The following is an 18,651-nucleotide window of genomic DNA, read 5'->3' on the forward strand; positions in this document are numbered from 1 at the left end:
GCTGAAAGCAAAAAGATGAAAGCTTAACCGCCTAGTCTTTGAGCTTTGAGCTTTGAGCTTTAAGCTTTAACCTTAAAGAAGTATGTCTTACAAAAAGGATAATAAATTAAAAAGCAATTTCACATCAATCACGATTAGCTTATCGTCTCCGGAAATTATTTTGGAGCGTTCAAGCGGTGAGGTGTTGAAACCGGAAACCATTAACTACCGTACTTACAAACCAGAACGTGATGGTTTGTTTTGCGAGCGTATTTTTGGTCCGGTAAAAGATTACGAATGTCATTGCGGTAAATATAAACGTATCCGTTATAAAGGAATCGTTTGTGATCGTTGTGGTGTTGAGGTAACTGAGAAAAAAGTACGTAGAGAACGTATGGGACACATCGCTTTGGTGGTTCCGGTTGCGCATATCTGGTATTTCCGTTCGTTACCAAACAAAATCGGTTATTTATTAGGTTTACCTACTAAAAAATTAGATTTAATTATCTATTACGAGCGTTACGTAGTTATCCAATCAGGCTTAATGGCTGAAGAAGGTATCAATTATATGGACTTCTTAACAGAGGAAGAATATTTAGATATCTTAGATAAATTACCTAAAGAAAACCAATACTTAGACGATAAAGATCCTAACAAATTCATCGCCAAAATGGGTGCTGAAGCATTAGAAGATTTATTGAAACGTATTGATTTAGATACTTTATCTTACGATCTACGTCACCAGGCTGCTAATGAAACTTCTCAACAACGTAAAAATGAGGCTTTAAAACGTCTACAGGTTGTTGAAGCTTTCCGTGGTGCTAATACACGTATTGAGAATCGCCCTGAGTGGATGATTGTTAAAATCGTTCCGGTTATTCCACCAGAATTACGTCCTTTAGTTCCATTAGAAGGTGGCCGTTTCGCTACTTCAGATTTAAATGATTTATACCGTCGTGTAATTATCCGTAACAACCGTTTAAAACGTTTGATCGAGATTAAAGCACCAGAGGTAATTTTGCGTAACGAGAAACGTATGTTACAGGAAGCTGTAGATTCGTTATTCGATAACTCACGTAAAGTTAACGCGGTTAAAACTGAAGGTAACAGGGCTTTGAAATCACTTTCAGATATTTTGAAAGGTAAACAAGGTCGTTTCCGTCAGAATTTATTAGGTAAACGTGTGGATTATTCAGCTCGTTCGGTAATTGTTGTAGGGCCTAGCCTTAAATTACACGAGTGCGGTATTCCTAAAGATATGGCTGCTGAGCTTTACAAACCGTTCATTATCCGCAAGATGATTGAGCGTGGTGTAGTAAAAACAGTTAAATCTGCTAAGAAAATCGTTGATAGAAAAGATCCATTAGTTTGGGATATCTTGGAAAATGTATTGAAAGGTCACCCGGTATTGTTAAACCGTGCACCTACATTACACAGATTAGGTATTCAGGCTTTCCAGCCAAAATTAATTGAAGGAAAAGCGATTCAGTTACACCCATTGGTTTGTACTGCATTCAACGCCGATTTTGATGGTGACCAGATGGCTGTCCACTTACCGTTAGGTAATGCAGCAATTTTGGAAGCCCAGGTATTAATGTTGGCAGCACATAACATTTTGAACCCTGCAAACGGTACGCCAATTACAGTACCTTCTCAGGATATGGTTTTGGGTCTTTATTACATTACTAAAGGCCGTAGAACAGATGAAACCAGAGTGGTAAAAGGTCAGGATTCTAATTTCTATTCTCCAGAGGAAGTAATTATCGCTTACAATGAGAAAGAATTAGATCTTCATGCTTTCATTAAAGTAAGGGTAAATGTTAAGCAAAACGATGGTTCTATCGTTAATAAATTAACAGAAACTACTGTTGGTAGAGTATTATTTAACCAGTTGGTACCTGAAGAAGTTGGTTATATCAATGAATTGTTAACTAAAAAATCGTTAAGAGATATTATCGGTGAGGTAGTTAAAATGACTGGTATGGCTCGTGCTTCTCAATTCTTAGATGATATCAAAGAATTAGGTTTCAAAATGGCATTCCAGGGAGGTTTATCGTTCAACTTACAAGACGTAAACATTCCGGTAGAGAAACATACTTTATTAGAGCAGGCAGCTGCTGAAGTTGAAGAGGTGAGAAACAACTATAACATGGGTTTCATTACCAACAACGAACGTTACAACCAGATTATCGATATCTGGACCCGTATCAACAACAGGTTAACTACTTTCGTTATGACTCAGTTATCGTCAGATAACCAAGGTTTTAACTCAGTTTACATGATGCTTGATTCAGGTGCACGTGGTTCTAAGGAGCAGATTCGTCAGCTTTGCGGAATGCGTGGTTTGATGGCGAAACCTCAAAAATCAGGTTCAGGTGGTGATATCATTGAAAACCCGATCTTATCAAACTTTAAAGAAGGTTTATCCGTATTAGAGTACTTTATCTCTACTCACGGTGCTCGTAAAGGTTTGGCGGATACGGCGTTAAAAACGGCGGATGCGGGTTACTTAACTCGTCGTTTACATGATGTTGCGCAGGATATGATTGTTAACGATAATGACTGTGGTACTTTAAGAGGTATGTATACTACTGCCTTGAAAGATCAGGAAGATATCGTTGAACCATTATTTGATAGAATTTTAGGTCGTACTTCACTACATGATGTTTACAATCCTTTGGATAACACATTATTAGTAGGTGCTGGCGAAGATATCAACGAAGAAGTTGCCAAATTGATCGAAGAATCACCTTTAGAAGGTATTGAAATTCGTTCAGTATTAACCTGCGAATCTAAACGTGGTGTTTGTGCATTATGTTATGGTCGTAACTTGGCATCTGGTAAACGTGTTCAGCGAGGTGAGGCAGTTGGTGTTATTGCTGCACAATCGATTGGTGAGCCGGGTACACAGTTAACACTTCGTACTTTCCACGTGGGTGGTACGGCATCGAACATTGCTGCAGAATCAAATATCGTAGCTAAGTTTGATGGTGTAATCGAATTCGAAAATATCCGTACTGTTGATACGCAAACTGAAGATGGTACCGTACAAGTGGTATTGGGCCGTTCAGGTGAGTTCAAAATTGTTGAACCAGGTACAGGTAGAGTGATCGTGACGAATAACATCCCTTATGGTGCTTTCTTATTCGTTAAAGAAGGTGATAAGTTATCAAAAGGAGATAAAATTTGTTCATGGGATCCATACAACGCGGTTATTCTTTCAGAATTTGCCGGTAAAGCGCAATTTGATGCAATTATTGAAGGTGTTACCTTCCGTGAAGAATCAGATGAGCAAACTGGTCACCGTGAAAAAGTAATTATCGATACACGTGATAAAACTAAAAACCCTTCAGTTCAAATCGTTGACAAGAAAGGTGAATTTATCAAAGGTTATAACATTCCGGTAGGCGCTCACGTTTCAGTTGATGAAGGTGAAACTATTCAAACTGGTCAGATTATCGCTAAAATTCCTCGTGCAACTGGTAAAACCCGAGATATTACAGGTGGTTTACCTCGTGTAACGGAGTTATTCGAAGCACGTAATCCTTCAAACCCAGCTGTAGTAACTGAGATTGATGGTGTGGTAACTTTAGGTGGTGTTAAACGTGGTAACCGTGAAATTACTATCGAATCGAAAGATGGTGAAGTTAAAAAATATCTTGTTCCATTGTCTAAACACATCCTTGTACAGGATAATGACTTTGTGAAAGCGGGTATGCCTTTATCAGATGGTTCAATTTCTCCGGCAGATATTTTATCAATTAAAGGTCCGGCAGCGGTTCAAGAGTACTTAGTAAATGGTATTCAAGAGGTTTACCGTTTGCAAGGTGTGAAAATTAATGATAAACACTTCGAGGTAATTGTTCACCAGATGATGCAGAAAGTTCACATCGAGGATCCAGGTGATACCATTTTCTTAGAAAACAACGCTGTAGACCGTTGGGATTTTGCAGAAGAGAACGATGCGATGTACGACAAAAAAGTTGTGGAAGACGCAGGCGACTCAACTGATTTAAAACCAGGTCAAATTGTTTCGTTACGTAGATTAAGAGATGAAAATTCTCAATTGAAACGTAAAGATTTGAAACAAATCACGGTTAGAGATGCAAGACCAGCAACTGCAAGTTCTATCTTACAAGGTATTACACGTGCATCATTAGGTACTAAATCGTTCATTTCTGCGGCTTCGTTCCAGGAAACTACGAAAGTATTAAATGAAGCAGCAATTGCAGGTAAACGCGATAACATGTTAGGCTTGAAAGAAAATGTGATCGTTGGTCACTTAATTCCGTCAGGAACTGGTGTACGTGGTTACGAAAGAATCATTGTTGGTTCTCAGGAAGAGTACGATAAATTATTAGCTTCGAAACAAGAAGAAGTAGAAGCATAAAATTTAGATACATTTTAAGCTAGTCCCCCATTAATACTGGGGGACTTTTTTGTTTGGAATAGATTTTGTAGTTTTATATAAAAATAAGTGCATGAGTGTTACCGAGATACAACTTTTCCAGATCTTAAAGGCTAAACTTGGCGAACAAGAAGCAGAGGAATTGGTTTCTTTTGTAAAAACCGAAGTAAAAGCTGAATACGAGAATAAACGTGAAGTGTTAGCCACCAAAGAGGATTTAGCAAATTCAAAAGCAGATATCATAAAGTGGATGTTTATTTTTTGGATTGGGCAGATAGCAGTTACAGTTGGTATTATTTTGATGTTTATTAAAAAATAGCTTAATAAGAACATTAACTTCGACTAAATATTACATTTAATTCCGCCATTAAGCAGCGGATTTTTTTATTTTTGAGCTATTATGGAAGAACAACAAAACGAAAACCAATTAAATATAGAGCTATCAGAAGAAATCGCTGAAGGGATTTTTTCGAACCTTGCTATCATCACGCATTCAAATACTGAATTTGTATTAGATTTTATCCGTGTGATGCCTGGAATCCCCAAAGCCAAAGTAAAATCGAGAATTATCTTAACCCCAGAACATGCCAAGCGCCTGTTAACAGCTTTAGATGATAACATTCAAAAGTTTGAAGCAGTGAACGGCAGAATTAAAACACAAGAGGAGCCCCCTTTTCCAATGGGTTTTGGTGGGCCAACGGCTCAGGCATAATTTTTTCAACCTTATACAATAATTCTTAAAAACAAATTTTTGCCTACTATGTTAGCATAGTAAGCGTTTGTGCTATAACCATTTATAATGATGAAAAAACTTTTATTGAGCGTATTACTTTCTGCTCCTTTATGGGTATTGGGGCAGGGTTTCCAGGTTAATTTACAGGGGCAAAAGCAAATTGGAATGGCGGGAGCCGGATCGGCATTGGCGTTAGACGAAGCATCAGTATTTTTCAATCCAGGTGCGGTATCTTTTCTGGAGAAAAATTCTATTTCTGCAGGTGTAAATCCACTTCTTTTCAAGTCAGCTTTTCAACAAAGCGGATCAAATATTACTGAGAACGTTAAGAATAAAATCGCTCCGCCTTTTGAGGCTTATGCAGTTTGGGGTCCAAAATCAAACAAGTGGAAATTAGGTTTAGGGGTTTATACACCCTTTGGTGGTTTGGTTGATTGGGGAAATGAGTGGTCTGGCAGGTACGCTTTAACATCCCTTAACTTAAAAGCTATCTATTTTCAACCTACTTTGAGCGTTAAAATCACCGACCGTATTGGTATTGGTGCAGGGTTTGTTTACAATCATGGAGATGTTAACTTACAACGTGCTCTTCCAGTAAATTATCCCGACGGCCGATCAGGACATGCTACTTTAGAAGGAACGGGTAGTGGTTATGGCTGGAACGCTGGTTTATATATTAACACACTAAGTAACATCACTTTTGCCGTTGTACACAAATCAAAAGTGGTGACTAAATTAAATGATGGAACGGCAACATTTGATGTTCCTGAATCACTAAGATCTTCATTTCCTGCAGGCAATACATTCAACGCTGAATTACCTTTACCTTCTACAACAACTTTAGGTATAGGCATTCCACTTTCGCAAAGTACAACTTTAGCATTTGATGCCAGTTGGGTACAATGGAGAGTTTATGAAGAATTGGCATTTGATTATGCTGTAAATACACCAGTTCTGGCCGATACAAGGTCTGCCCGCAATTATCGAGATGGATCTTCGTTTAAATTAGGGGTCAATCATAAAGCATCAGAGAAATTAGCACTTAGAGCTGGGATTGGATATGCATTTTCTCCTGTTCAAGATGGTTATGTAACTCCTGAAGCACCCGATGCAGACCGTTATATTTTAAGTGCTGGTGTAGGATATGCACCAACCAGTCGCTTTGAAGTAAATGCGTCCTTTTTCTTCGAAGATGTTAAATCGCGTAAGCAAAAAAATATTGAAACGGGTTTGGATGGAACATTTAAAACTTTGGTTTATGCTCCTGGGCTTTCATTAACTTATAAATGGTAGGAGAAATTTACATGAAAAAATATATATTAAACAGCTTTTTTGCTGCCGTTTTACTTTTTGCAGCATCTTGTAAACCAGAAATTGATACCCCTGCGGGCACCAGCGCTGGTCAGGCAAATTTTGGTAAATATATTTCGGTTGGTAATTCGTTAACAGCAGGTTTTGCCGATGGCGGGTTATACCTTGAAGGACAAAAGGTAGCTTACCCTAACTTGCTGGCTGCTCAAATGGCGTCAGTGGGAGGGGGAACATTTACTTCTCCTTTTTTCTCCGATGCGCAGGCAAACGGATCGGGATATTTAAACCTTTCTGCTTTGATGAATGGCAGTCCGACTTTATCAAACGTTACTACAAATTTAGCCTATCGGGATGCTACACACTTAGCAAAATATTCAGGAGAGATACAGAACCTTGGTATTCCCGGAATGCGTGTCGATTTAGCCTTCGCTGCACCATACAGCGCCGCAAATATGTATATGGAACGTTTGATTACGGATAGCCAGGTAGGTACGACTACTTATTTTCAGTTTATACAAGGTAGAAATCATACGTTTTTCTCTTTGTGGTTAGGTAATAACGATGCATTAGGCTGGGCAACTAATGGTGGTGTAACTACAGATGCTACAAATGTGCTTACTGATAAGGCAACTTTCTCGATGTTATTTTCTAATCTTGTAAATGCTTTAACGGCCGGTGGTCAAAAAGGTGTAGTAGGTACAATTCCTGATGTTACTGCTGTTCCTTACTTCAATACCGTAACCGTTCCAGCGTTATTAGCAGCGGCAAAAGCCATCAATCCGGCGGCGGTTGCGGTATTCATTCAAACGACAACTGGTGTAAGGGCAGCAACAAGTGAGGATTTAATTCGTTTGCCTTTTCAATCGGCTGGCTTATTCGGAACCGGTACAATTCCTTATGGTTTGGATCCGAGAAATCCGATAGCAAATAACTGGGTACTTGATAAAGATGAAGTAATCAGAGTAAAAGACTACGTAAACAGTTATAATAGTACAATTAAATCGTTGGCAAACAGTAAAGGTTTGGCAATTGCTGATACTTATACTTATCTGAATTTAGTAAAGGCCGGCGTTGCAATTCAAGGCATTAATATCAATTCATCATTTATAACTGGTGGTGCTTTTTCTCTGGATGGTGTGCATTTAACGCCTCGTGGAAATGCGGTAATCGCTAATGTTTTTATCGATGCGATAAATGGTAAATACGCATCTACGATACCAACAATTGATATCACAAAATATAGAGGTGTTAAATTTCCGGATAAATAGTCAGAAATAAAGCCATAAAAAAGGGATTCATAATTGTGAATCCCTTTTTTTATAACTGATTTTTAATAAAATTGATGATCTTTTTATCATCCGCTGGTTCAAACCACGTGATTTCCTCATCACGCCTGAACCATGTCAGTTGTCTCTTCGCAAAACGACGGGTATTTTGTTTAATTGCTGAAATTGCCTGCTCTAATGGGATTAAGCCATCTAAATAATCAAAAATCTCACTGTATCCAACCGTTTTCAAAGCATTCAGTTCTTTGAATTTTTCAAGCGACTTTACTTCTTCCACCAATCCGTCACTGATCATTTGATCAACTCTTTTATTAATTCGATCATATAACACTGCCCGATCAGTGTTCAAACCAATTTTTATGACTTTGAATGGTCTTACTTTTTTTGTTGCAGAGAGCATTGATGAAAGTTTTTGGCCAGTTGATAACACAACTTCTAAACCCCTTATCATTCTCTGGGGATTTTGCTGATCAACTTTTGCAAAATATTCAGGATCGAGCCTGGCCAAATCTTGTTGAATACTTTCTAAACCAGCTTCTTCAAATTGTTTATTCAGTTTTTCTCGTATAGAGAGATCAATTTCTGGCATTTCATCAAGACCATTTAGTAAGGCATTAACATACAGCCCAGACCCACCCACCAGGATTGCCAAATTATTATGCTCAAAAATCTGTGCTAACTTTTCCAACGCTTCTACTTCAAAATCACCTGTGCTAAAAAGCTGTGTTACCGCGTGAGAATTGATGAAGTGATGAGTTGCGGCAGCTAATTCTTCGGCATTTGGTTTTGCGGTACCAATTTCCATTTCTTTAAAAAACTGGCGTGAATCGGCAGAAAGAATTTCAGTATTAAAATGTCGAGCCAATTGTATAGCCAATGCCGTTTTCCCAATAGCAGTAGGACCAACAATAGCGATTAAGGTTTTTGTGTTTGGCATGTGGTGTGTATAAAATAAAAGCTGTCAAATTTAAAATTCTGACAGCTTCTATAGTCTTTTATTATCGAGTTATAAACTAATAATCATCTTTTTGGTCATCATCGTAACCATCGTTATCAGAAAATTCATCTCCGAATTCGTCCTCTTCGCTTTCATCTTCATCGTCACTTTCTTTTTCATTGATACCCATTTCGCCCATGGCCTCTAATTCATCGGTATCTTCTGGTACGAAATTCATTTCATTTAGAAAATCGAATTCGCTGGCAGAAGCGATGTCGCCACGTGGATCAACTGAAGTAGGACTATTCTTTTCCATAATTTTTGGAGCCTCACCGGTACTTTTAGCCAAAAAAGGATATTCAATGTTTGGATCAGGATCAAGCACAATTTTTACCAATTCTACATGGAAATCATATGGTCTTTCAAAATTATAGATGTAGTAAAATTTTTGATGCGGATCTTCAATAAAGCCACTTAATTTAGAGTTCTCCATTAATACCACTCTATCTTTTTTTCGCTCGCTAGGTAGATAGGCAATTTCATCACCCTTTAGCCAATTGTCGGTACTTACATAGAATGATGAAGATTTTTCAGCGTTATAACCTGTAGATTTGTGAATGGCCTTATGCAGGTCTTCAAATGTTTGGTTTGATTTAATGTCGATCTCTCTCACAACATCATCAAAATCTTCGAAAGTAATTCTAAATTTATAAATAGCCATTAGTGTATTTTGGAACCGTAAAAATAAAGTTAATTTGTATTACCTCAAACATCAAATTGTACAAAAGGCTGGCTTTATTTGATGGATGGGCAATTAAATTATTTATTAACAGGATTTAAACCCATTTGTTTTGCCTGATTTAGCATAAAATGAAACGCCTCATCATAATCGTTTTTGATCTCGCCCTCCAGTATCGCTTCGCGGATTGCATTTTTAATTAAACCAACCTCTTTACCCGCATCCAGGCCAAAAGTTTCCATAATATCGTTGCCGGAAATAGGGGGTTGCCAGTTGCGGATTTTATCACGCTCTTCAACATCCCTTAATTTTTGCTTAACCAGCTCAAAGTTGCGTCGGTACTTGGTTTTTTTATATTCATTTTTGGTGGTTACATCGGCATTGCAAAGCATCATTAAACTTTCGATTTCCTCGCCGGCATCAAAAAGTAATCTGCGTACTGCCGAGTCTGTTACAGTTTCCTGTGCCAGTACAATAGGACGGAGATGTAGTTGAACCAGTTTCTGAACAAATTTCATCTTTTCGTTTAAAGGAAGTTTGAGCTGAGCGAAGATTTTGGGAACCATTCTCGCCCCGCGGTCTTCATGGCCGTGGAAAGTCCATCCATGACCCTCTTCAAAACGTTTGGTAGCAGGCTTAGCGATATCATGTAAAATTGCCGCCCAGCGCAACCACAAATCATCTGTAACCGCACAAATATTATCTAAAACCTCCAGTGTGTGGTAAAAATTGTCTTTATGTCCTTTTCCTTTGATGATATCAACACCATAGAGTTGAGCCATTTGAGGAAAGATAATTTCAAGCAAACCAGTATCAAATAAGTGTTTAAAACCTACTGACGGAACTGGAGATAAAATGATTTTATTCATTTCATCGGTAATGCGCTCTTTAGAAACAATACTGATGCGTTTTTTTTGAGCTTTTATGGCTTGTAAAGCTGCAGGATCTATGTTGAAATTTAGTTGCGAAGCAAAGCGGATAGCCCGCATCATGCGTAAAGGATCATCAGAAAATGTGATTTCCGGGTCAAGCGGAGTTCGGATTAATTTGTTCTCTAAATCTTTAACCCCCTCAAAAGGATCTAACAATTCTCCGAAATGTTTAGCATTTAAATTAAGTGCCAAAGCATTAATGGTAAAATCTCTGCGTAGCTGGTCGTCTTGTAACGTTCCATCTTCTACAATTGGTTTGCGGGAATCAGAACGGTAAGACTCTTTCCTTGCGCCAACAAATTCTACTTCCAGATCCTGAAACTTAATATTGGCGGTGCCGAAATTTTTGAATACGGCAACCCTTGTATTTAGCTTCCTTCCCACAGCTTCCGCATAATCAATTCCGCTGCCAACCACTACAACATCAATATCTTTTGATGGCCGATTGAGAAATAAATCCCGTACAAAGCCACCAATTACATAGGCTTCATTTTTATTCTGATCAGCAATAGATGATAGTGTTTTAAATATGGAATGTTGAAGATGTTGTTGCATAGTTTTGGAGTCGTCAAACCTCCCGAATAGTTCGGAATTAGCAATTTTAATAGAGCGCTAAATAATTTCAGCGTGACAACTAGTTTAGTTAGTTATACAAAAGTACTAAAATTTACTTACGAATAAATTCAAACTGGCCACTAGGTGTAAGCTTCATAATGGTTGATGGTTTTTTGATATTGCGGTTTTCCTGCTCAAAATCCACCACATAATCAACAGCATCCAAGATTTCGGGATCAATATCATCAAAGAATTTTGGTGACGGTTTACCGCTTAGGTTTGCCGAAGTAGAAACTATGGGCTTCCTGAAACGTTGAATTAATGGTGTACAGAAATCGTGTTTAACAATTCTAATACCAACGCTTCCATCAGCATTAATCACATTGTCGGCAAGATTTTTAGCATCTGAAAAAATAATTGTTAGTGGGTTTTCAGCATATTCAATTAAATCATAAGCAACTTCAGGAATTTCTTTAACATAACTTTGAAGTTTACTGTCAACATCTAACAGTACAATCAGGCTTTTTTCGGCGGGTCTGTTTTTAATCTTTAGTAACTTATCAACTGCTGCTGCATTTGTGGCATCACAGCCTAATCCCCAGATGGTATCTGTAGGATACAAGATCACGCCACCATTTTTGATCACTTCTAAGGCTTTATTAATTTCATCTTTAAGCATGTTACAAAGTTATTATTTATTAAAATGTTAAATGTTGTTAATCTTCAAATTTTGATCTACACAATACTTATTTTTATCAGAACGTCTAAATCATATGAAAAACATCATTTCTCTCCTTTTATTGCTTATATTTTCTGTGCTAACCTTTGCGCAGAAAAAAGTTATACTTCATTTCAGTTACACTCAGAATTTAGCTGGAAGAACAGCTACAAGTTTCTTCGATCAATATTATGACAAGGGTAGGTCAATAGAGTTTCCTATCGTCCGGCAAAAGATGAATGATACTACAATTTACAATGGATCTTCTGTAACGAAGAATATTTATCTACCAGGAAACAAGAATAAAATTCCATTTCTTTTAAAGAATCCTGCTAGCAAAAGTTTAATTTATGCCGAAAGTATTTGGATGAAAGCACCGGTATTGGTTATCGACTCATTAAATAATTTTAGGTGGAAAATATCAAAAGAAACTAAAAGTATTAATGATGTATTATGCGTAAAAGCTGAAACTTTTTTCAGGGGCAGAAATTATTTTGCGTGGTTTAAGTATGATCATGACATACAAAGCGGGCCCTGGAAATTTGGTGGCTTACCTGGAATAATTTATGAGATAGCCGATGCGAGTGGCTCATTTAAATACACCCTGACTGGTTTTGAATTCACTGAAGACTTTGCAGCCAAACTTAAAGTTCCAGATGCATACGTAGATGATCAAATGATGACACACCAGGATTTCATCAGCCTTTGGAAAACGGTTAAACAAGATGCAGAGCAAGATAACGGCAAAGTAGATCATACTTTAATGGGTTCGAGCAGTATGAAACATTTTGTGGCACCCCTGAAAGAGCTATACTAATTTCCTTCAAATGTTAAATTTTGTAATAAGCTAAACCAAAGCGCTATATCGTAAAACTAATTCAAATTTAATTCGTTTTTTACATAACAATAAAATTGTAAAATTATCGCATGTAGTAAATTTTAACATACAAATTCAGTATATTTATTACAGGTTATTCAAATAAAACAACGCACAAATGAAAACATTTAAAACATTATTAATGCTATTTACAGTTGTACTGGCATTATCCGGATGTTCCAGTCTTCGGACCGCATCTGACTACGATAAAAACGTAGATTTTAGCACCTACAAAACCTATAATTTTTATGATAAGGGTATTGCCAGGGTAAAGCTTAATAATTTAGACAAGCGTAGATTGATGGCTGCAGTAGAAGCTGAAATGAACGCTAAAGGATTTGTTAAAGCTGACAAACCAGATTTATTGGTTAATTTAGTTGTGGTTGCCAGAGAAAAAACTGACGTTTATGGCCCTGCCTATTACGGTGGATGGGGTTGGGGCGGCGGCTGGGGCTGGCGTGGTGGCTGGGGCTCTCCATTCTGGGGAGGTGGACCAAGCTACGTAAACCAATATATCGAAGGTACAATTATCATCGACTTCTTAGATCCGGCAAAGAAAATATTATTCTGGCATGGAAGAGGATCAGGCTTTAATCTCGACAATCTAAATAAAAGAGAAGAAAGATTATATACTGGTGTGAGAGAGATTTTGGCGCAATATCCACCAAATGCAATTGCTGCTAAATAATTAAGCTAAAACTTTTTGATAGCAATTCATTAATTGCTGCGTAACTAAAGGGCTGTTGAATTTCTGAACGAATTCCAGCCCTTTTGCTTTCATTTCAGTTTGTAAAGGAGGATTAGCCAGGATGCTATTGATTGATGCCGCCAGCTGATCAGCATCGGTTGGTGAAACATAAATACTATTTGGTCCGCCGGCTTCTTCTAAACATGATCCTGTTGCAGCTACCACAGGTACGTTGCTGTATAATGCCTCAATAATTGGGATGCCAAAACCCTCATAAAAGGATGGATATACGAAAACACTGGCCATTTGGTAGATGCCTGGTAAATCGGCAAATGGAATATCTTTCAAAAAAACGATCCGATCTTTTAAACCCAAAAGTTCAATCTCTTGTTCCACTTCTTTAAAATAGCTGGTTTGTTTACCAATTACAACTAATTTATAATCAGGATTTACCTGTTTTAACGCCTTCACGATCAGTTTTAAATTTTTACGCGACTCGATGGTACCAACGTTTAAAATGTAATTTTCGGGGAGGGCGTAAGTAGCCCTAATATTGTTTAGTGTAGATTCAGGAAAAGTGGTTTTGAAGCTGTCGTCACAACTTTGGTAAATCACTTCAATTTTATCTTGATTGATGCCATAAAATTCAACAATATCCTGTTTCGTTTTTTCGCTAATTGCGATAATTCTATCTGCTCTTTTACAAGCAGATTTGCTTTTCCACTCGTAAAGTTTTCTGTCGATAAATTTATAGTATTCAGGAAAACGAAGAAAAATTAAATCGTGAATCGTTACAACAGATTTTATCGGCGTATGCTCAATATAAAACGGAATTTCATGACTTAAGCCATGAAAAATCTGAACGTTATCTCTTAATAAATCTTTTACAACATTTAGCGTTCGCCAAAGAAAATGTGTATCGTTTGGTAACTTCAGCTCTATATTGTCTTTTTTGAAGAAATTATCAATTTGTTTTGCCGATTTAAGTTTTGGGGAGTAAACAAAGTATTGATTTTCGGGGTACTGCTCGGCGAGGTGTTCAATTAGCGAACGGCTATAATTTCCTAAACCAGTTAAATTATTAGCCGCCCGCTTACCATCGTAACCGATGCGAAGCGGAAAGCTTAAAGCCGAAAGACTAAAGCTCGATTGATCAAGCTTTAGTCTTTCGGCTTTTTGAATTTGTTTTTCACTTTCAACTTTCACCTCTTGGCTTTAAGCTTAAACAGCTACATTATTTTCTCTTAACGCATCGTTAAGGGAAGTTTTTTTATCTGTGCTTTCTTTACGTTTGCCGATAATTAAAGCACAAGGAACCTGGTAATCTCCTGCCGGGAATGATTTTGTATAACTTCCTGGAATAACAACAGAACGTGCCGGAACCACACCTTTATATTCAACCGGCGTAGGGCCAGTAACATCAATAATTTTAGTTGATGCTGTTAAAACAACATTGGCACCTAAAACCACTTCTTTTTCTAATTTTACACCTTCAACTACAATTGCTCTCGAACCTAAGAAACAATCATCTTCAATAATTACCGGTGCTGCCTGAACAGGCTCTAATACACCACCAATACCTACGCCGCCACTAAGGTGCACACGTTTTCCAATTTGAGCGCATGAACCTACGGTAGCCCAGGTGTCAACCATTGTACCTTCATCAACATAAGCACCTATGTTTACGTACGATGGCATCATGATCACGCCTTTGGCTAAGAATGAGCCGTAACGAGCACTTGCCATTGGTACCACACGAACACCTGTTGCTTTGTAATCTGTTTTCAAATCCATTTTATCATGATAAACAAACGGCCCGCTTTTAATCTCCTTCATCTCACGAATCGGGAAATATAAAATAACCGCTTTTTTTACCCATTCATTAATGCCCCAAGAGTTTAAAACAGGTTCAGCAACGCGAATTTCACCTTTATCTAACCCTAAAATTACGGTTTCAATGGCTTCGCAATAGTTACTGTACTGTAAAAGGGTTCTATCTTCCCAAGCGGCTTCAATTAATTTCTTTAAATCTGAATACATGATGTTTTTAAATTTTACGCAAAATAACTCAATTTTTTTGGTTTTGAGTTGAGTTGTTTTGTTTTTTGCTTTTTAATTGTTTGCTTTTTGCATATGTGTCACGGTATAAATTCGATGCTTATCCAGATGATTGGTTTATTAAATTATGGTTCCTTAACTTTGTGGTGTAGATTTTAACGTTTTAGTGTTTCGAATTTAGTTTCATCTAACTAACAAAAACCGAATCAACCAAAAAACAAATTATGGCAGAAGCAGAGAAACTTAGGATAGATAAATATTTATGGGCAATTAGGTTGTTTAAAACCAGAAGTTTGGCTACCGATGCCTGTAAAGCGGGTAGGGTAAAATTGAAGGGCCAGAATATTAAGCCATCTGCAATTGTTAAGATTGGTGATGTTTACCAGGTATCAAAAGGAATTGAAAAAAAAGTGATTGAAGTGGTGGAGTTTTCCTACAACAGAACTGATTCACCAACAGCGCTTACGAAATACAAAGATTTAACACCAGTTGAAGAAACACATGCTTTTAAATCTGCCTTCCATGCACCGAGTTTGAAACGTGATCGCGGCAGCGGACGGCCAACTAAAAAAGACAGGCGAGAAACCGACGATCTGATCAGTGGTATGTTTGATGATGAAGATTAATCGATTCTCAGTTGTCGGTTTTCAATTTTTTCAGCGCTAATCACTCCATATTGTACATTGAAATAACGCATTCTGTAGCTCATCATGGCTGTTTTGCCAAGCTTATCAATCAATTTGTAATTGGCTACGGCACCCACGGCTGCGCCAACAAAAGGTAGCATTTGAGCCAGTTTCGCCAAATCAATATAATCGCGATATTGTTGTTGAAAGGTTAGCCAGTCAAATTCATCGATATTGGTTGGCAACTGATGTGCTTGATTATCCCAATCTTGCATTTTGACAAAAATGCTTTTGCTTTCTTCTTTACTCGAAAACGCCAGTTGAAATATATGGAGGATAAACAAGCGTTCTCTGTAATCCTTAACATCATAGCCGTAAACTGCTGCAATATCAAAAAGCATTTTCATTTTAATGCCTAGTAATAAAGGAAAATCGGCCAGGCTCATTAAAAAACCGCCAGCACCCGTTATGCCACCTTCGGCAGCACCTGTTTTTTTATAATTTTCAATCTTTTGTTTAATTAATGCTTCGCGATGCATTAAAGTTAAATCGAGTATCGGTTTGGAGGTGGTAAATGTAGAGCCAAAAAGTACTGCTTTAACCATTTGCTTTATCGCTGTAGTGATGGCGTTATGCACCTTTTCGGGTATGTAGCTATTTATTTTCTTCTGAACAGTATTAGTAACCTGGTTAAAAAGCGATGGTTTCTGTAAAATTTTAAATTTCCAGAAGTCTACATCGTTAGTAATTTTTTGCTCGTAAGTCATACCGCATATCCTTCAAAAATTGTTCCTTAAAATTTTAATAGATATTGATATTTTGAAATATAAACTATATATTTAGTTATCTTAAATTCTCATTTAAATCTTTCATTATGAAAACATTAAAACTTCTTTTTTTATTAATAATTTTTGCAGCAGTTGTGAAGGCTCAAGGGGTAAAATTCTCTCCCGAAAAACCAGCCGCCGGCGGTAAAGTCACATTTACTTACCAGCCAAAAGGAACCAATTTGCAAAACCTAACCGACATAAAGTGTTCAAGTTATACTTTTTTTTCCTCGGCCAATCCAAAGGCTGCAAAGATAGAGTTGGTAAAGGATGGGGAATTATACAAAGGGGAGATCACTACATCTGACAGTACTACATTGGTTGGACTTGCTTTCTCTTCCGGCGATCAAAAAGATGAAGCGCCAGAAGGCTATATCATTCGGTACACTAAAGCGGGGAAAATTTCTCCTGAGACCTACATCAACGAAGCATTTCTTTATGGATTGGCAGGTAATTACTATTTGGGATTAACGCTTGATCCTGAAAAATCAGCATCTCTTTATAAACAAGCATTTGCATTAAAACCTGAATTGAAAAAGAAAAATCTTTCTTCTTATTTGTCGATGGAGTACAAGGCCGATAAAGAGGTAGGTACAAAACTGATTAATGAGACGATTAAAAATTTGGCAAACATTAAAGATCCTAAGGAAGAAGATTTGGTTGCTACAACTTCACTTTATACCCTGCTAAAGCAAAAGCCGCAGGCAGATTCAGTTAAAGCCATTACCTTAAAAAAATTTCCAGCTGGTAACTATGCCTATGGCCAGGATATGAACAGCCTTTACGCCACAAAAGATTTTAACCTGCAGGAGCAAAAAGCAAATGAATTGATTGCGAAATATAAATTTGACCTGACCAAGAAAGCGGATCAGAATAAAATAAATTCGGTGTATAACATTCTTGCCTCTGCCGCAAGTAAGGCTAAAAACTATGAAAAGTTTGAGCTTTATGCCAATAAAATTGACAGCAAACTTTCAAGAGCGGGGCTTTATAATTCATTTGCATGGCCATCAGCAGAGAAGAAAGAAAACATCGAACTTGCTACGAAACTTTCAAAAGAATCATTAGCATTGGTTGAACAAGCAAAAAACGATCAAAAACCAGCTTCTTATAATACAAAAGAAGATTATTTGAAAACCTTGGATAGAACCTGGGGCATGTATGCTGACACTTATGCTTTGTTGCAATACCATCAAGGCAATTTTAAAGAAGCTTTGTCGCTACAGGAAAAGGCTATTGAGTTATCAGGCCCTTCTCCTGATGGATCTGGTCGTTTAGTGACTTACCTGATAAAAAACGGACAAGATGAAAAGGCTTATGTGGAAGCAGAAAAACTATTTAAGGATGGCAAAGCAAGCGATTCATTAAAACGCGAATTTAAAATGCTCTACACGAAATTAAAAAAACCAGGCACCTATGAAACATATGCTTCAAATTTAGAGAAAGAGGCTTTAGAAAAAGCTAAAGCAGAATGGACAAAAAAGATGATTAACATTCCTGCGCCTGCGTTTTCACTTGTTAACTTAAAAGGAGAGAAGGTTAGCCTGTCGGATTTCAAAGGTAAAGTGGTTATTTTAGATTACTGGGCAACCTGGTGCGGGCCTTGTGTTGCTTCTTTCCCAGGTATGCAGAAGGCGCTTGCCAAATATTCAACTAATCCAAATGTGGTGTTTTTGTTTGTTAACACATGGCAAAACGAAGAAAACAGAGAAAAAGTTGTGACTGATTTTGTTGCGGAGAAAAAACTGAATTTTAATGTTTTGTATGATACTAAAAACACTAAAGATCCATCAAAATTTGATATTGTAAGTGCTTATAAAGTAGAGGGCATTCCAACCAAATTTATCATTGATGGCGATGGAAATATTAGATTTAAAGCCATTGGTTTTTCTGGTTCGGATGATGGTGTAGTAAAAGAAATTGATTCAATGGTTGGTTTGTTATTACCGAAAGAAACCAGTAAATAATAAAAAATGG

The 18,651-nt window shown here is 37.3% G+C and carries 16 protein-coding genes; 9 read left to right on the plus strand and 7 right to left on the minus strand.

Features of this window, described 5'->3' with window-relative positions:
- The first annotated feature begins 82 nt into the window (after positions 1–82).
- The 5 genes from rpoC to R2Q70_RS07880 all read left to right on the plus strand — a co-directional run bounded on the left by rpoC (position 83) and on the right by R2Q70_RS07880 (position 7,699).
- Positions 83–4,369, plus strand: coding sequence for a DNA-directed RNA polymerase subunit beta' (gene rpoC, locus R2Q70_RS07860; RefSeq protein ID WP_316807065.1), 4,287 nt, complete (start codon positions 83–85; stop codon positions 4,367–4,369).
- A 91-nt stretch (positions 4,370–4,460) separates the two neighbouring features.
- Positions 4,461–4,706 (plus strand): hypothetical protein, encoded by a 246-nt coding sequence (locus R2Q70_RS07865; protein ID WP_316807066.1) that lies wholly within the window; start codon positions 4,461–4,463, stop codon positions 4,704–4,706.
- Positions 4,707–4,787: 81 nt separating this feature from the next.
- Positions 4,788–5,099 (plus strand): DUF3467 domain-containing protein, encoded by a 312-nt coding sequence (locus R2Q70_RS07870; RefSeq protein WP_010601099.1) that lies wholly within the window; start codon positions 4,788–4,790, stop codon positions 5,097–5,099.
- An 87-nt stretch (positions 5,100–5,186) separates the two neighbouring features.
- On the plus strand, positions 5,187–6,413 hold the full coding sequence (locus R2Q70_RS07875; RefSeq protein WP_316807067.1) for an OmpP1/FadL family transporter: 1,227 nt from the start codon (positions 5,187–5,189) through the stop codon (positions 6,411–6,413).
- A gap of 11 nt (positions 6,414–6,424) precedes the next feature.
- Positions 6,425–7,699, plus strand: a complete 1,275-nt coding sequence (locus tag R2Q70_RS07880) for a G-D-S-L family lipolytic protein (protein WP_316807068.1) — start codon at positions 6,425–6,427, stop codon at positions 7,697–7,699.
- 49 nt (positions 7,700–7,748) lie between these two features.
- Here the strand turns inward: R2Q70_RS07880 and miaA are convergent, their stop codons facing one another.
- The 4 genes from miaA to R2Q70_RS07900 form a co-directional block, all read right to left on the minus strand.
- Positions 7,749–8,654, minus strand: coding sequence for a tRNA (adenosine(37)-N6)-dimethylallyltransferase MiaA (gene miaA, locus R2Q70_RS07885; protein WP_316807069.1), 906 nt, complete (start codon positions 8,652–8,654; stop codon positions 7,749–7,751).
- A 76-nt stretch (positions 8,655–8,730) separates the two neighbouring features.
- A complete protein-coding gene (locus R2Q70_RS07890; RefSeq protein WP_316807070.1) occupies positions 8,731–9,375 on the minus strand; it encodes an IS1096 element passenger TnpR family protein in 645 nt (214 codons plus the stop codon).
- A 98-nt stretch (positions 9,376–9,473) separates the two neighbouring features.
- Entirely contained in the window at positions 9,474–10,880 is a 1,407-nt protein-coding gene (locus R2Q70_RS07895; protein WP_316807071.1) for a CCA tRNA nucleotidyltransferase, read from the minus strand.
- A 112-nt stretch (positions 10,881–10,992) separates the two neighbouring features.
- On the minus strand, positions 10,993–11,559 hold the full coding sequence (locus R2Q70_RS07900; protein ID WP_316807072.1) for an L-threonylcarbamoyladenylate synthase: 567 nt from the start codon (positions 11,557–11,559) through the stop codon (positions 10,993–10,995).
- 94 nt (positions 11,560–11,653) lie between these two features.
- On the opposite strand from R2Q70_RS07900, the gene R2Q70_RS07905 reads away from it, so the two are divergent.
- Positions 11,654–12,415, plus strand: coding sequence for a GLPGLI family protein (locus R2Q70_RS07905; protein ID WP_316807073.1), 762 nt, complete (start codon positions 11,654–11,656; stop codon positions 12,413–12,415).
- Between the two features lie 178 nt (positions 12,416–12,593).
- Positions 12,594–13,163 carry a DUF4136 domain-containing protein gene (locus R2Q70_RS07910; protein ID WP_316807074.1) on the plus strand — a complete coding sequence of 190 codons (570 nt, stop codon included), beginning with the start codon at positions 12,594–12,596 and terminating at the stop codon, positions 13,161–13,163.
- On the opposite strand, the gene R2Q70_RS07915 is transcribed toward R2Q70_RS07910, so the two are convergent.
- Both R2Q70_RS07915 and R2Q70_RS07920 read right to left on the minus strand, forming a co-directional pair.
- Positions 13,164–14,369 carry a glycosyltransferase family 1 protein gene (locus R2Q70_RS07915; protein WP_316807075.1) on the minus strand — a complete coding sequence of 402 codons (1,206 nt, stop codon included), beginning with the start codon at positions 14,367–14,369 and terminating at the stop codon, positions 13,164–13,166. It abuts the gene before it with no gap.
- 15 nt (positions 14,370–14,384) lie between these two features.
- Positions 14,385–15,203: a 2,3,4,5-tetrahydropyridine-2,6-dicarboxylate N-succinyltransferase gene (locus tag R2Q70_RS07920; RefSeq protein WP_316807076.1), complete on the minus strand. Its 819-nt coding sequence runs from the start codon at positions 15,201–15,203 to the stop codon at positions 14,385–14,387.
- A 242-nt stretch (positions 15,204–15,445) separates the two neighbouring features.
- Between R2Q70_RS07920 and R2Q70_RS07925 the strand changes: the two genes are divergently transcribed.
- A complete protein-coding gene (locus tag R2Q70_RS07925; protein WP_316807077.1) occupies positions 15,446–15,847 on the plus strand; it encodes an RNA-binding S4 domain-containing protein in 402 nt (133 codons plus the stop codon).
- Here the strand turns inward: R2Q70_RS07925 and R2Q70_RS07930 are convergent.
- Complete coding sequence (locus R2Q70_RS07930; RefSeq protein WP_316807078.1) at positions 15,844–16,614, minus strand: EcsC family protein; 771 nt, start codon at positions 16,612–16,614, stop codon at positions 15,844–15,846. The two genes, R2Q70_RS07925 and R2Q70_RS07930, sit on opposite strands and share 4 nt — an antisense overlap.
- A gap of 107 nt (positions 16,615–16,721) precedes the next feature.
- Here R2Q70_RS07930 and R2Q70_RS07935 point away from each other — a divergent pair, with 107 nt between their 5' ends.
- A complete protein-coding gene (locus R2Q70_RS07935; protein WP_316807079.1) occupies positions 16,722–18,641 on the plus strand; it encodes a redoxin domain-containing protein in 1,920 nt (639 codons plus the stop codon).
- Positions 18,642–18,651 lie beyond the last annotated feature (10 nt).

The organism is Pedobacter agri, from assembly GCF_032678665.1.
Classification (GTDB): domain Bacteria; phylum Bacteroidota; class Bacteroidia; order Sphingobacteriales; family Sphingobacteriaceae; genus Pedobacter; species Pedobacter agri_A.

What these genes read in the sequence shown, in the direction of transcription:
- R2Q70_RS07895 (WP_316807071.1), bottom strand. Translation starts at nt 10,880, where the DNA reads ATGCAACAACATCTTCAACATTCCATATTTAAAACACTATCATCTATT.
- rpoC (WP_316807065.1), top strand. Translation starts at nt 83, where the DNA reads ATGTCTTACAAAAAGGATAATAAATTAAAAAGCAATTTCACATCAATC.
- R2Q70_RS07875 (WP_316807067.1), top strand. Translation starts at nt 5,187, where the DNA reads ATGATGAAAAAACTTTTATTGAGCGTATTACTTTCTGCTCCTTTATGG.
- R2Q70_RS07865 (WP_316807066.1), top strand. Translation starts at nt 4,461, where the DNA reads ATGAGTGTTACCGAGATACAACTTTTCCAGATCTTAAAGGCTAAACTT.
- miaA (WP_316807069.1), bottom strand. Translation starts at nt 8,654, where the DNA reads ATGCCAAACACAAAAACCTTAATCGCTATTGTTGGTCCTACTGCTATT.
- R2Q70_RS07925 (WP_316807077.1), top strand. Translation starts at nt 15,446, where the DNA reads ATGGCAGAAGCAGAGAAACTTAGGATAGATAAATATTTATGGGCAATT.
- R2Q70_RS07910 (WP_316807074.1), top strand. Translation starts at nt 12,594, where the DNA reads ATGAAAACATTTAAAACATTATTAATGCTATTTACAGTTGTACTGGCA.
- R2Q70_RS07890 (WP_316807070.1), bottom strand. Translation starts at nt 9,375, where the DNA reads ATGGCTATTTATAAATTTAGAATTACTTTCGAAGATTTTGATGATGTT.
- R2Q70_RS07920 (WP_316807076.1), bottom strand. Translation starts at nt 15,203, where the DNA reads ATGTATTCAGATTTAAAGAAATTAATTGAAGCCGCTTGGGAAGATAGA.
- R2Q70_RS07870 (WP_010601099.1), top strand. Translation starts at nt 4,788, where the DNA reads ATGGAAGAACAACAAAACGAAAACCAATTAAATATAGAGCTATCAGAA.
- R2Q70_RS07880 (WP_316807068.1), top strand. Translation starts at nt 6,425, where the DNA reads ATGAAAAAATATATATTAAACAGCTTTTTTGCTGCCGTTTTACTTTTT.
- R2Q70_RS07930 (WP_316807078.1), bottom strand. Translation starts at nt 16,614, where the DNA reads ATGACTTACGAGCAAAAAATTACTAACGATGTAGACTTCTGGAAATTT.
- R2Q70_RS07935 (WP_316807079.1), top strand. Translation starts at nt 16,722, where the DNA reads ATGAAAACATTAAAACTTCTTTTTTTATTAATAATTTTTGCAGCAGTT.
- R2Q70_RS07905 (WP_316807073.1), top strand. Translation starts at nt 11,654, where the DNA reads ATGAAAAACATCATTTCTCTCCTTTTATTGCTTATATTTTCTGTGCTA.
- R2Q70_RS07900 (WP_316807072.1), bottom strand. Translation starts at nt 11,559, where the DNA reads ATGCTTAAAGATGAAATTAATAAAGCCTTAGAAGTGATCAAAAATGGT.